Raw genomic sequence first — 11,564 nt, forward strand, 5'->3', positions numbered from 1 at the left:
ACGCACAGGCAAAAAGCGATTCCCAGTGTAAATTTCGCGTATCGGCGATAGAATCATCCATCACCAGTCGTTCGAGAATAGCCAGAAATAGAACTCATACCATCGTAAAATGCGTCACCTGCCTCTCTAATGACCCGTATCCAGTGGAGCAGGGAGGAACCCCAGAATACGACTCCGACGAAGAAAAAGACGACCAGCGGTGCGAGTCGGAACAACGCACCCCACGTGGAAGCCGTTTCTATACTAAATGTAGCCGAATGTGAACAAAAAACATTTTGGCTGAATTCCCACTGAACCACACGTAACCGCCGAGCAACCTCCTCAGCACGTCTTTTTCCTCTTAGAATTGAGGTACAATTTGTGACAGTTTCACTTTCACTCCGCTCTGGTGAACTATTTGGTTGTCACCTTCGAACCGCCGGCCATGGGACTGATGCGACGACTCGGAGTGGGTTCAGAGTCGGAATCGGACTCGAACGAACCATACGAGTGCCGAGGATGCGAAGCCTCGTTCACGGTTCGGTATCAGGTCTGTCCCGAATGTGGTGGCTACACCATCGAACGGGACGACTGGGACTAACGAAGGACGAGTTCGTCGCCCGGTCGAACGTCCTCCGCGACACCTGCCGGAAACTCCATCACACCGTCGCCCCTTCCACGCGCGAATCCCATCCACGGATTCAAACGAGCCACTCGCGTCACCTGTCCGTTCTCCGTCCACACTACGTCGAGCGCCAGTGGTGTGAGCAGCGTCGAAGCACGACGTTCCGCAACCGAATCGAAATCGAATACGAGCGCGCAGTCCTCACTCCGAAAGAGACGAAGCAGCCCTCTCATCCGCGAACCGAGCGAATCCATTCGGTCTGCCCGCGAGGAAAGCGTCCGTTCGACTCCGTCTCGTCGCCGAATGACGCACATAGGATAGCTTTCGGTTCGTCCCCCCTCGAAGGTTTCGACCGCCGTCGTGGAAATCAACGAAAACAGCAGTAGGCTCAACGCAGGGCGTTCGTTTTCGGGTCGCTATCGCACGCCGGGGCGTTTCTATGCTTTTTCCTGTCTGTAATTTCGCCCCAGAAAGAGCGTTACGAGGTGGAGCGACAGCAATCCAATAAACGACGGGAGAACCTTCGCACCGAGTCCATCGAAAATCAATGGGATGTAGAACAGCGGAAGAGTAACTGAAAGCCAAAAGCTTGCGATTTGGACGGGGGCGGCAACGAACTGGTGGCTGACTGCGGTGGCGATTTCGACCAACGACATGAAAAATCCTACGAGATGTGATATGAATACTATTGACCAGTTAAACGGTTCTAACTAGCTGTTAAGTTAGCTGGTAAGTGGGCGCGAAGCCACAGCGTTCGATGGTGAATGGGGGTGGTGCTCATCTGTCCTTCGCCCCCTCGTTTTCGTCCTTCGAATCGGGAAATCGAATGACTGCGGCGTGTAAGACGGGGAAAAGGCGACGGGAGTGGTCCCTGCTTGCCTTTTTACCTTGTGCGTATGACCACAACCGGTTTTTCGTCTGACAGGGCTTTATGATTTTTCAGGGTGTATGTGTGACGAACACGAACCACGTGTTTCGAAGGTGTCCCCAATGAGTAAATCGAACACATCCCGACCGGGAGCACTCCCGGCAACGTACCACACGACTCACGACTGGACAGACGCGGAATCACTCAGTACGACAGTCATGACGGCGGTTGCGGAAGCGATGGACAAAGAGCCGACGGAAATCGGCCCGCTGTACGACCAGTTCGACCCGGACGCCTTGGATGGACTGTTCTCCCCGCGACAGGGTGGGAAAATCCGGACGGACAGTCACGTCGGATTCACGTTCGAGGAGTACTACATCTTCATCCAAAGCGACGGCCTCATCGCGGTTCATCCACCCGAAGAAGGAACGTAGATTTTTATCCCTCCCGGCCCCACGAAACGACAGATGCGATGATTCAGCTACCGATACGGCGATGCTCCGCCTGCGGCTATCTCGGCCCGGTCGGACGGTTCGTGGGAGAAGATCGAACACTGACATGTCCCCGGTGCGGCACCGAACTGAGTGGGACGTTCGACCCACGGCTAGCATGACAGGGACGACGCTCACCGCCGCAATCGAGGAGTATCTCTCCAGCATTGAGGCCGGAAACTACCGCACCAACGCCGGTTCCGCGCTCACGCAGTGGTCTGAGTGGCTCGCACGGGAGCGAACAGTCACCCAACTGAACGATGTGGAAGTCATCGACTGTCGTCGGTACGCCCGCCACCTCAAACGGCAGGTGCGCGAAGACGAACTGAAATCCTCGACGGCCCACACCTACTACGCCTACGTTCGGGCGTTTCTCGGGTTCTGCGAGGCTGACGAACTCCTCTCACGGAATCCCGCCGCCGTCTCGCGGGCGCAAGCCGAACTGCCGGAGAACACCGCCGACGCGAACCGCCAGTTCTGGTCGGAGCGCGACAGAAAAGCCATCCTCGCGTTCATGGATAGACGCGTAGAGCAGGCGTTGGAGACGGATGGCGACAGCGATGGCAACGAAATTTCGCGCGAACGCGCCTACCGCGACCGGGCGCTCGTCCGCTTGCTCGCGCTGTCGGGAGTCCGGGGCGCGGAAGTGTTCCGCGCCCCGGCGGACGACAAGCGACCCGGAATCACCTGGAGAGACGTGGACATCGAAGGCGGGTCGCTTCGCGTGTTCGGCAAATCCCGCGAGTACGAATATGCACAACTTCCGAAAAAAGCAGCGGAGGCGCTGGAGCGCTATCACCGGGTCTCCGACCCGCCGACACCACGGTTTCCGGTGTTTCCGACCGACCACGCACCGTCGAAATATCGGGCCGTCCGCGAGCAGTTGACTGGCGAATACACGGAGAGCCGAATCGAAACCATCCTCGACGAAAACGACATCGACGACGTAGTACGCGAGTACGAAATCGTCATCCCCGCGATTTCGACCCGCGGCGCGCGCAACCTGATGAAACGCCTCTGCAAGGAGGCCGGACTGGACATCGACGGCGAATATCTGAAACCCCACGGGGCACGCCGGGGACTGGGCCATCAGTTGTACAGCGAGGGCCACGCGGAACTGGCCCAATCCGCGCTCCGCCACGCCTCGATTGCGACGACGCACGAAAGCTACTCGAACATTCGGGCGAGCGAAACGGCGGAGCGCGTGGATGACGTGCTGGACGACTCGTGACGGTCTGCAGCCTCCACTCCTCTCCACCGACATCCACATCTCCATCCCTAACAGTGCAGGGTATGATTGTTTATTATTCCCCTCGCTAGCGAGGGACATGAGTCACTGTGAATGGCACGACAAATCGGCACAACTCGACGCGGTATTCCACGTGCTTTCGAGCGCCTACCGGCGACGAATCCTGTTCGAGTTGAAAGCGGGACGCCTCCGTGTTTCGGAGGCATCTCGTCGATTGGCGGCTGAGTACGGCGATGACCGCGACCGAATCGAACTGGCGCTGTACACCATTCATCTGCCGAAACTCGACGATCTCGAGTTTATCGAGTGGCACAGCGATTCCGACGAAATTCGACGGGGAGCGCAATTCGAGGAAGTCCGTCTGGTGCTCGACGGACTCAACTGAGGTGTCACGGCGGCAAAAATGCGATTCGAAATCGAAGATTCGAATCGCAGACCAACAACCCCTTTTTCCCGCATCACCGATTTCGATTATGCGACTTCGCCGGACGCCCCTCCCCATCTTCGCTTTCCTCGCTTCGGTAGTCCTCTTTGCGGGCGTCGCAACCGCCCACGGCGTCACCACGCGGTTCGACGCGCCGATTCCGCTCACCTTGCTGTTCGGCGGTGCGGGGGCCACCGTCGCGCTCACAGCGCTCTTTCTTTCCGCCACGGTCGAGCGCACGCCGACCGGAATGCGTCGGATTTCCGTGCTCTCCTCCGGCACAGTTGCCGCCCTTCGACTTACCGCCCGAGTGGCGTTTCTCGCGATTTTTCTGCTCGTCCTCGCCGTCGGTTCGGTCGGCCCGGCGAATGCGCGGGACAATCCCGCGACCCTGTTTACGTGGTCAGTCTGGCTGAAAGGCATCGGCCTGCTCGCGGTGCTGTTCGGCAGTCCGTGGCGCACGCTCGCGCCGTGGCGGACGATTTACGACGGCCTATCGAAACTAGAGGGGAAGCAGTTGGCGCTGTTCGACTATCCCGACCAACTCGGTGATTGGCCAGCCCTCGTCGGCTTTCTCGCCCTCGTCGGTATCGTGGAGAATCTGACCCGGATTCCGGACTCCCCGCGACTGACCGCCGTGCTTCTCGCAGGCTACGCACTCATCATGCTGTTCGGCGGCGTGCTGTTCGGAACGACGTGGTTCGAGCGCGCCGACCCACTGGCGGTGCTCTACCGACTGTTCGGGCGAGTTGCACCGCTGAAAATCGACGGCAGTGGAATCGACCTTCGCCCGCCGTGGCGAGGGTGTCTTCCACGCGTCCGCTCGCTCTCGCTCGCTGGATTCGTCGTGGCGAGCGTCTACACCGTCAGCTTCGACGGATTCACCGAGACGCCCGAATACCAGACGATTCTCTTCTGGGCGCGGGACGTGACTGGACTCGGCTCTGTCGTTTCGGTTCCGCTGTATCTCGGCGGGTTTCTGGCGTTTCTCGCCGTCTTCGCGCTCGTGGCGATGGTGACTCAACGAATTTCGGGAAGTGCAAAACGCGGGGGAACCCGCGAATCGTGGCGCGAAATGGCCCTCGCGCTTGCGCCGACCGTCGTCCCAATCGCGGTGGCCTACGAAGTTGCGCACAACTATCCCTTCGTCCTCCAGCAGTTGTCGCGTCTGCTGACGGTTCTCGGCGGGACGGAAATCGAACTGCTGGGTTGGCTCTCCCTTCCGGCATTCTGGGCCTCGCAGGTGCTACTCATCGTCTTGGGACATCTCGTCGCGGTCGTCGCGGCGCACTACGTCGCGCTGGAGCACACGAACCGCGTCGCCAGCGTCGGCCGAACCCACCTTCCGCTGACCGCGTTGATGGTCGGCTACACCGTCCTTTCTCTGTGGATAATTTCGCGTCCGGTTGCGACCTGAATCCGGTCGATTTTGTTCAGCGGTGATTTCGACGGACGTACCAGAACCCCTTTTCTCGCGTGGTCGCTAGAACTACCCAATGAGCGACTCGACGCGCGGAATCCCCCGACGCGAGTTCATGAAGGCCGCGGTCGCCATCGGCGGGTCGGCGGCGCTGTCGGCCTGCCTCGACCGGGGCGGTGGAATGCCCGACGTGGAGCAAGGGCCGGACGACCTCTCTACCCTTCCGGAGCGCCAGCACGCGTGGAATCAATTTCTGGCGACGGACGACCACGATAACGATGTTGCCCCTCGGCATCAGGTGCTCCTCTTTCTGAACTACGTCGGGAACGAAAATGACGCCGGAGCGAAAACGACGCCCACGGAATCGGAGCGCGAAACCGTCGAATCCGCGTTCCAAAGCCTCGAACGCGCCTACAAGCGAAGTCACGATGGACTGCTGTTTTCGGTCGGCTACTCACCGTCGTACTTCGCCCGATTCGGTGCCGAGAACATGCTGCCGAAACCGAAAGCCCTCGCGTCCTTCGAAGACCCCAAGCTGGACGAACAGGACGCCGTCGTCCACCTCGCCAGCGACCACCCGGAACTCGTGCTGGCCGTCGAGGAAGCCCTACTCGGCAATCGGGACGAGTTGAACGGCGTCAACGTGATGGGTCTGTCCGACGTGTTCGAGAAGGCAGACCGCCGAACCGGATTCGTCGGCGACGGCCTCCCCGCCGACCATCAGGACGTAAACGGTATTCCCGATTCGGAACCAGTTCCGGAAGACTCCCCGCTCTACATGGGCTTCAAATCTGGCTTCCGGAAGAATCAGGCCAGCGAGGACAGCGTGACGATTCAGGACGGCCCGTTCGCTGGCGGCACCACACAGCACGTCTCCAACATCAGCCTGCATCTCGACCAGTGGTACGAACAAGACAGTCGTGACCAGCGCGTCGCAAAAATGTTCTGCCCTGTTCACGCAGAAGAGGGACGCGTCGAGGGCGCAGGCGACAACCTCGGCGATTCCAGCGGGATGGGCGATGATTGCATCGGACAGGTCGAAGAACACGCTCGAACCCGCGGGATGGTCGGCCACTCCCAGAAATCCGCCTCCGCGCGAAAGGACGATTCCCCGCTCATCCTGCGCCGGGATTTCGATTCGACCGACGGCGGCGAGGCAGGCCTGCATTTCGTCGCGGTTCAGCGCGCGATTTCGGACTTCGAGGAGACGCGAGAAGCCATGAACGGCGACGACCTCGCCGGAAATTCATCGGTCGGCCAGCGTGTGAACAACGGCATTCTGCAGTACATGACCGTGGAGCGCCGGGGGAATTTCTTGGTGCCGCCACGCTCGCGTCGGTCGCTTCCGAATCCGAATCGGTAGAAGATTATTGGTTTCTTGGTTGGCGTTTGGTTACGAGTTATCTGGTTTTGCTTTTGTATCTTCTGAGACATTTGGTCGGTATTGCAGCTAGCTACTTCCGACTCCCATGAAAACCGCCACCGCACCCCCGCTCGCGGTTGCACCGCTCGCCACCGAGATTTCGCAGAAATCTCGTTCGCCACACACCTCCTCAACTGATTCGTTCCCTCGCTTCGCTCGGTTACTCATCCCTCGCGCGGATAATCAGCAAGCCTTCGGACGACGAGTCCTCAGGCTTGCGAACGCACGCGCCACGTGGTTTATGTCCATCCGAAAATCCCGAATTGACCACGCGGCGCGCGCTGGTGCGAGTCGGAGGGCACCTCGCCCGGAGGCTCGGGCTGATAGCGCGCGAGGGATGAGTGAGCGACGGAGGAGCGAACGAATCGGCTGGGGAGGTTGGTGGGCGGTTGCGGTGCGGTAGCGGGTATTTGTTGTCGGCAACTGTCTACGAACACAAAAAACAGTCATTTAAAACTGAAAACAGCCATTATATAAAACTAGAAAGAAGCACAACCGACAGAGTACTATCAGATACACAAAACCAGTCGTCCGCTCCAAACACACTCTTTTCGATGGGTGTACCAGAACCCCTTTTCGGAGTCGATGACAAATCCCATCTAATGAATCGTCGCAGGTTTTTGCAGACTGCGGGCCTCACGGGCGCAACTGCGCTCGCAGGGTGTGCCGGACTGTTCGAAACGGACACCACACCGACCGAACCGCCGCTGGTGGAAGACCGGCCGGATGCAGTGTACTATCCGACCCACTCCGAAGGGATGGAGATGGCCGGAATGGCAAAACAGGGGCGCTGGCGACTCGGACTGATGTACTCGTTCCCGCACCGCTTCTGGCTGATGGGCGGCGGAACCTCCCAACAGCAAGAAAAGGTGACTATCGAGGACGGCGACGACGTGCACCTGATGGCCACCGTCTGGGACGCGGAAACGATGACGGTGCTTCCCGCCGGAGATGTCCGCGTCGAACTGTCGAAGGACGACTGGAGCGACACCAGAACGATGTGGCCGATGCTCTCCCAAAACATGGGCTTTCACTTCGGCGACAACATGGGGTTGGACGGCGACGGCACCTACACCGCGGACGTACAAGTGAGCGGGTTAAGCATCCGCCGAACCGGCGCACTAGCGGGGCAGTTCGGTTCCGCCGCGACGCTCTCGACCGAGTTCGAGATAACGCAGGAAAAACTGGACAACCTATCGTTCGAGGAGTACGACCAGAAAAAAGGGTCGCAAGGCGCGTTGCCCATGATGGAGATGGACATGATGCCGATGAGTCAAGTCCCTCCAAAGAACGACCTCCCGGGGCAGTTCATCGGCGAGCAGCGAAGCGGAGACGCGAAATTCCTCGCAATCGCCGTGAATGACACAGAAATGGCCGAAGACACCTACCTTGCTGTCTCGCCGCGGACACCGTACCGAAGCTACCCGATTCCGATGATGTCGCTCTCGGCGACGGTACATCGAGGAAGCGAATCCGTCTTCGACGGGACGCTGAAACCGACGCTCGACCCCGAGATGGGCTACCATTACGGCGCGAACGTCTCCGGCATCGAATCCGGCGACGAACTGGTCGTGTCGGTCGATTCGGTGCCGCAGGTGTCCCGACACGAAGGGTACGAAACGGCGTTCCTGCAGATGCCGGAGATGACGTTTTCGGTGCGATAGTCTCGGTTTAGAGACTGAAAAAGAGCGGCCACAGGAGGACGCCAACCCACAGGGCGAAACCGGTTTTCACGAGTAGATTCCAGCGTCCATCCGTTTGCTGTCGCACCCCACCAACCGCAAGCAGTCCGATGACGGCGAGCACAGTGAGACGATGAAGGACGACCGTAATCGGGAGAACTGTAACGCCGATACTCTGGTAGTCGAGCAGAAATCCGAGGCCGAGAGCGAGGATTGCGACACCGAACCAGTCGGACGATTGCTGTCCCGTGGGGAGGATGACAGCGGAAAGCGGTAGGCCGACAGCGAGTACGACGTAGCCAATACCGGCGACAGCCTTTATCGGAATCGTCGGAATCGTCGTCTCGACAGCGATACTCGCGCCGCGCACGGCGACTGGCAGACTGAGAAGCAAGAAACCGAGCGCAATGCCACGCTGGGTGGTTTCAGCCGACAACCACGACAGCAACTCCCGAACGAACGAACGCATGGATTGCTGGACGCCGACGGAACCAAGGAGCAACGCGACCCACAGGAGCGTTATCGGATACACATCAGTCGGTGCTCGTAACTCCACGACCGAAACCCAGCCATCAGTGTCGGCGATGCCACCGTTGGCGAAGCGTTCGCGGGAAACATCCTCTACGTACCATTTTCCGTAGAACTGACTATCGAGGTAGTACTGTGCAGAAGACAGCGACCCGACGGAGTGTCGGAGGCGAAACCAGTCCCAATGTTCCTGATGGGCTTGGATAGCAGTCCACGTGTCCCCGCCAGTTCCACCTTCGTACAGTCGAAGATGGTAGCGCGACCCGAAATAGGAACCGTCGTGGATTTGCGCCGTCTCCGCGACCCAGCCGCCGCGCGAACCGGGTGCGTCGATGTAGGTGTAGCGCACCGCCCCCGTGGTGTTGTGCCACTCGATAGCGACGTCATCGTCAGCCGTCGATTCGTCCTCGTGGCCGATTCCTTGCCACTCCTGCGTGTCGTTTCGCCAGTCCGCTCCCCGCTCATTTTGAAGATGAGAGACTACTCGTGAAGAGCGGCCTTGAACGATGGCGTTGATGGGGAGCGTCAGCGAATCGAACGACTTCCCGCGGCTCGTAAACGGCCACAGCTTTGCTTCGCTGTCCGGATGTGGTGAGACAATCCGAACGTCGTCGGGGCCTTTCGACTCTTCGTCATCGTCTACTGAGTTCGGTACGAGAACCCCGGGGTGAGCGAAGAGGAGAGCGCCGACTAGAAGTATTGCGAGAATCGTCGTGACGTACCGACGGAACCCGACTCGTGACTCGGGCATATAATCAAGAGCTACCGAACCGCAGAAAATCAATGTACCGGTCGTGTGCTAATGAAGAGAAAACGAGATAGACAAGACAGATGAGGTAGACAGCGGTTACAGCAGTTTAGGCGACTGCACGACGGTCTTCCTCGGATTCGAGCAGTTCCTGATAGCGGTTGCGGATGGTGACCTCGCTCACGCTGGCCACGTCGCTCACTTCGGACTGGGTGACCTTCTCGTTGGTGAGCAGGGCACCGGCGTACACCGCCGCGGCGGCGAGTCCGACCGGACTCTTGCCGCTGTGGACGCCCTGCTTCTTCGCGGTTTCGAGCAGGTCGTGCGCTCGGCGTTCCGATTCGTCGCTCACGTCGAGGTCGGAGGCGAACCGCGTCACGTAGCTCTGTGGGTCTGCGGGCTGAATTTCGAGGCCGAGTTCGCGCACGATGTAGCGGTAGGTGCGTTTGAACTCCATCGCCTCGATTCGGCTGACGCTCGCTACCTCGTCGAGACTGCGCGGAACGCCGGACTGGCGGGCCGCCGCGTACAGCGAGGCGGTCGCCACGCCTTCGATGGAACGACCCGGAAGCAAGTCTTCGTCCAGCGCGCGGCGGTAGATGACGCTGGCCGTCTCACGGACGTTCTTCGGCAGGCCGAGGGCGCTGGCCATGCGGTCGATTTCACCGAGCGCCTGCTTGAGATTTCGTTCCTTGCTGTCGCGGGTTCGGAACCGTTCGTTCCACGTACGGAGTCGCTGCATCTTCTCGCGCTGGCGGGAGCCGAGGGTGTTGCCGTAGGCGTCTTTGTCCTGCCAGCCGATGTTGGTCGAAAGCCCCTTGTCGTGCATCATCTTGGTCGTCGGGGCACCGACACGGGATTTTTCGTCTTTCTCCGTGGCGTCGAACGCGCGCCATTCTGGCCCGCGGTCAACGTTGTCCTCGTCGACGACGAGACCACATTCGGCACAGACGGTTTCGCCGTGGCCCTCGTCGTTGACGAGGTTCCCACCACATTCGGGGCAGACGTTTTCCTGCTCCTGTTCGTCCTCGCTCTCGCGCTCTTGGTTGTGGGTCGCTACGCCGGACTCGTCGTAGCGTTGGATTCTGGTTGAAGTCATGGTTAGTGCGTTGGCGGAGGCTCCCGGCAGGGTAAATCCTGAAAAACCCGGAAGCTTACTTCCTAACTATCGGTTAGGACGAAATATACTTAAGTGTTTCGGTGTATGGTGCAGTATTCACTGTACCGTATTTCGAGTTAATGAAGCCTGTACCTCGCATTAATCGCAGTTTGAGCGCCTAACATTCCACGAAACGTGCATCGAAACGGACAAAAATCTGTCGGTTACCGTCGGACGGTTGCGGTTCCGGTTGCCGAGTTGCTGTCAGTTGTGTCCTCGCTCTTCGGTCGAAAATGGGTGCATACGCTGACTGTTTGCACACCACACGATTTGCGGAGATATCGGTGTGTCGTCTCACTCCTCGCGCAGATACGTCCGTGCGACTTCGTCCGGAACCTGCTCGAACACTCGGTAGAACTGCCCGACTGCACTGAAATGCGGTGGCGCTTCGAGACACATTACATCGTCCGCCTCCCCACGCAGTTGCTCGATGGAGCTGGGCGACCCAACCGGAACCGCGAGAACGACGTGGTCTGCACCCGCGTTTCTCACCTGCCGAAGGCACGCGATAGTCGTCGCACCGGTCGCAACGCCGTCGTCCACGACCACGACTCGCTCGCCATCGAGGCTCGGTATCGGCCCGTTACCACGGTATTGTGTGGCTTTCACACGAGCCTGTTCTGCTTTCCGTTCCCGCTCTCGTTCGACGTAGGTGTCATCCACCCCGATTCGCTCTATGAGTGCGTCGTTCAGCCACACGCTTCCGTCGGCACCGACGGCCCCGATTGCGAGTTCTGGATTCCGTGGTGCCCCCAACTTCTTCGCAACGACGACGTCGAGCGGCGCTTGTAGCGCGTCGGCGACCGGTCGCCCAATCGGCAATCCGCCGCGTGGAATTGCGAGTACGATGTCCGCACTGACACCTTCGTGTTGAACGAGTTCCGCGAGTTGCTCGCCTGCGTCAGTTCTGTCCTTAAACATGACCTTCCACCCGTTTTAGATACGAGCGAAGCGCGGATAAAGATGGA

13 protein-coding genes are annotated in these 11,564 nt (G+C 59.4%); 8 read left to right on the forward strand and 5 right to left on the reverse strand.

All coding sequences use genetic code 11. From position 1 onward, the window contains the following. The first annotated feature begins 448 nt into the window (after positions 1-448). Positions 449-580 (forward strand): hypothetical protein, encoded by a 132-nt coding sequence (locus BW974_RS27050; protein WP_281247718.1) that lies wholly within the window; start codon positions 449-451, stop codon positions 578-580. Here the strand turns inward: BW974_RS27050 and BW974_RS19280 are convergent. Both BW974_RS19280 and BW974_RS19285 read right to left on the reverse strand, forming a co-directional pair. Continuing rightward, positions 577-996, reverse strand: coding sequence for a DUF192 domain-containing protein (locus BW974_RS19280; protein WP_245800201.1), 420 nt, complete (start codon positions 994-996; stop codon positions 577-579). The genes BW974_RS27050 and BW974_RS19280 overlap by 4 nt on opposite strands. A gap of 45 nt (positions 997-1,041) precedes the next feature. Next, positions 1,042-1,260, reverse strand: coding sequence for a DUF8028 family protein (locus BW974_RS19285; protein ID WP_076431989.1), 219 nt, complete (start codon positions 1,258-1,260; stop codon positions 1,042-1,044). 334 nt (positions 1,261-1,594) lie between these two features. On the opposite strand from BW974_RS19285, the gene BW974_RS19290 reads away from it, so the two are divergent. From BW974_RS19290 to BW974_RS19315, 7 genes are all read left to right on the forward strand, one after another. Then, positions 1,595-1,906, forward strand: a complete 312-nt coding sequence (locus tag BW974_RS19290; RefSeq protein WP_076432281.1) for a HalOD1 output domain-containing protein — start codon at positions 1,595-1,597, stop codon at positions 1,904-1,906. 175 nt (positions 1,907-2,081) lie between these two features. Continuing rightward, positions 2,082-3,194: a tyrosine-type recombinase/integrase gene (locus BW974_RS19295; protein ID WP_076432283.1), complete on the forward strand. Its 1,113-nt coding sequence runs from the start codon at positions 2,082-2,084 to the stop codon at positions 3,192-3,194. Positions 3,195-3,291: 97 nt separating this feature from the next. Beyond that, a complete protein-coding gene (locus tag BW974_RS19300; protein ID WP_076431991.1) occupies positions 3,292-3,597 on the forward strand; it encodes a DUF7344 domain-containing protein in 306 nt (101 codons plus the stop codon). Position 3,598: 1 nt separating this feature from the next. After that, a complete protein-coding gene (locus tag BW974_RS19305; RefSeq protein ID WP_245800202.1) occupies positions 3,599-5,053 on the forward strand; it encodes a hypothetical protein in 1,455 nt (484 codons plus the stop codon). A gap of 79 nt (positions 5,054-5,132) precedes the next feature. Beyond that, positions 5,133-6,419, forward strand: coding sequence for a DUF7405 family protein (locus BW974_RS19310; protein WP_076431995.1), 1,287 nt, complete (start codon positions 5,133-5,135; stop codon positions 6,417-6,419). Positions 6,420-6,525: 106 nt separating this feature from the next. Beyond that, positions 6,526-6,882 (forward strand): hypothetical protein, encoded by a 357-nt coding sequence (locus BW974_RS24930; RefSeq protein WP_139328942.1) that lies wholly within the window; start codon positions 6,526-6,528, stop codon positions 6,880-6,882. 199 nt (positions 6,883-7,081) lie between these two features. Then, positions 7,082-8,143 (forward strand): DUF7350 domain-containing protein, encoded by a 1,062-nt coding sequence (locus tag BW974_RS19315; RefSeq protein ID WP_076431997.1) that lies wholly within the window; start codon positions 7,082-7,084, stop codon positions 8,141-8,143. Between the two features lie 7 nt (positions 8,144-8,150). Here the strand turns inward: BW974_RS19315 and BW974_RS19320 are convergent, their stop codons facing one another. The 3 genes from BW974_RS19320 to BW974_RS19330 all read right to left on the reverse strand — a co-directional run bounded on the left by BW974_RS19320 (position 8,151) and on the right by BW974_RS19330 (position 11,517). Then, entirely contained in the window at positions 8,151-9,440 is a 1,290-nt protein-coding gene (locus BW974_RS19320; protein ID WP_076431999.1) for a hypothetical protein, read from the reverse strand. Positions 9,441-9,546: 106 nt separating this feature from the next. After that, positions 9,547-10,536 (reverse strand): transcription initiation factor IIB, encoded by a 990-nt coding sequence (locus BW974_RS19325; protein WP_076432001.1) that lies wholly within the window; start codon positions 10,534-10,536, stop codon positions 9,547-9,549. Positions 10,537-10,890: 354 nt separating this feature from the next. Then, a complete protein-coding gene (locus BW974_RS19330; protein ID WP_076432003.1) occupies positions 10,891-11,517 on the reverse strand; it encodes a phosphoribosyltransferase in 627 nt (208 codons plus the stop codon). Positions 11,518-11,564: the final 47 nt, after the last annotated feature.

This window comes from Haladaptatus litoreus (assembly GCF_900156425.1).
Taxonomy (GTDB): Archaea; Halobacteriota; Halobacteria; order Halobacteriales; family Haladaptataceae; genus Haladaptatus; species Haladaptatus litoreus.

Excerpts from the sequence above, each read along its gene's own strand:
- BW974_RS19285 (WP_076431989.1), bottom strand. The coding sequence starts at position 1,260 with ATGTCGTTGGTCGAAATCGCCACCGCAGTCAGCCACCAGTTCGTTGCC.
- BW974_RS19290 (WP_076432281.1), top strand. The coding sequence starts at position 1,595 with ATGAGTAAATCGAACACATCCCGACCGGGAGCACTCCCGGCAACGTAC.
- BW974_RS19295 (WP_076432283.1), top strand. The coding sequence starts at position 2,082 with ATGACAGGGACGACGCTCACCGCCGCAATCGAGGAGTATCTCTCCAGC.
- BW974_RS19300 (WP_076431991.1), top strand. The coding sequence starts at position 3,292 with ATGAGTCACTGTGAATGGCACGACAAATCGGCACAACTCGACGCGGTA.
- BW974_RS19310 (WP_076431995.1), top strand. The coding sequence starts at position 5,133 with ATGAGCGACTCGACGCGCGGAATCCCCCGACGCGAGTTCATGAAGGCC.
- BW974_RS24930 (WP_139328942.1), top strand. The coding sequence starts at position 6,526 with ATGAAAACCGCCACCGCACCCCCGCTCGCGGTTGCACCGCTCGCCACC.
- BW974_RS19315 (WP_076431997.1), top strand. The coding sequence starts at position 7,082 with ATGAATCGTCGCAGGTTTTTGCAGACTGCGGGCCTCACGGGCGCAACT.
- BW974_RS19320 (WP_076431999.1), bottom strand. The coding sequence starts at position 9,440 with ATGCCCGAGTCACGAGTCGGGTTCCGTCGGTACGTCACGACGATTCTC.
- BW974_RS19325 (WP_076432001.1), bottom strand. The coding sequence starts at position 10,536 with ATGACTTCAACCAGAATCCAACGCTACGACGAGTCCGGCGTAGCGACC.
- BW974_RS19330 (WP_076432003.1), bottom strand. The coding sequence starts at position 11,517 with ATGTTTAAGGACAGAACTGACGCAGGCGAGCAACTCGCGGAACTCGTT.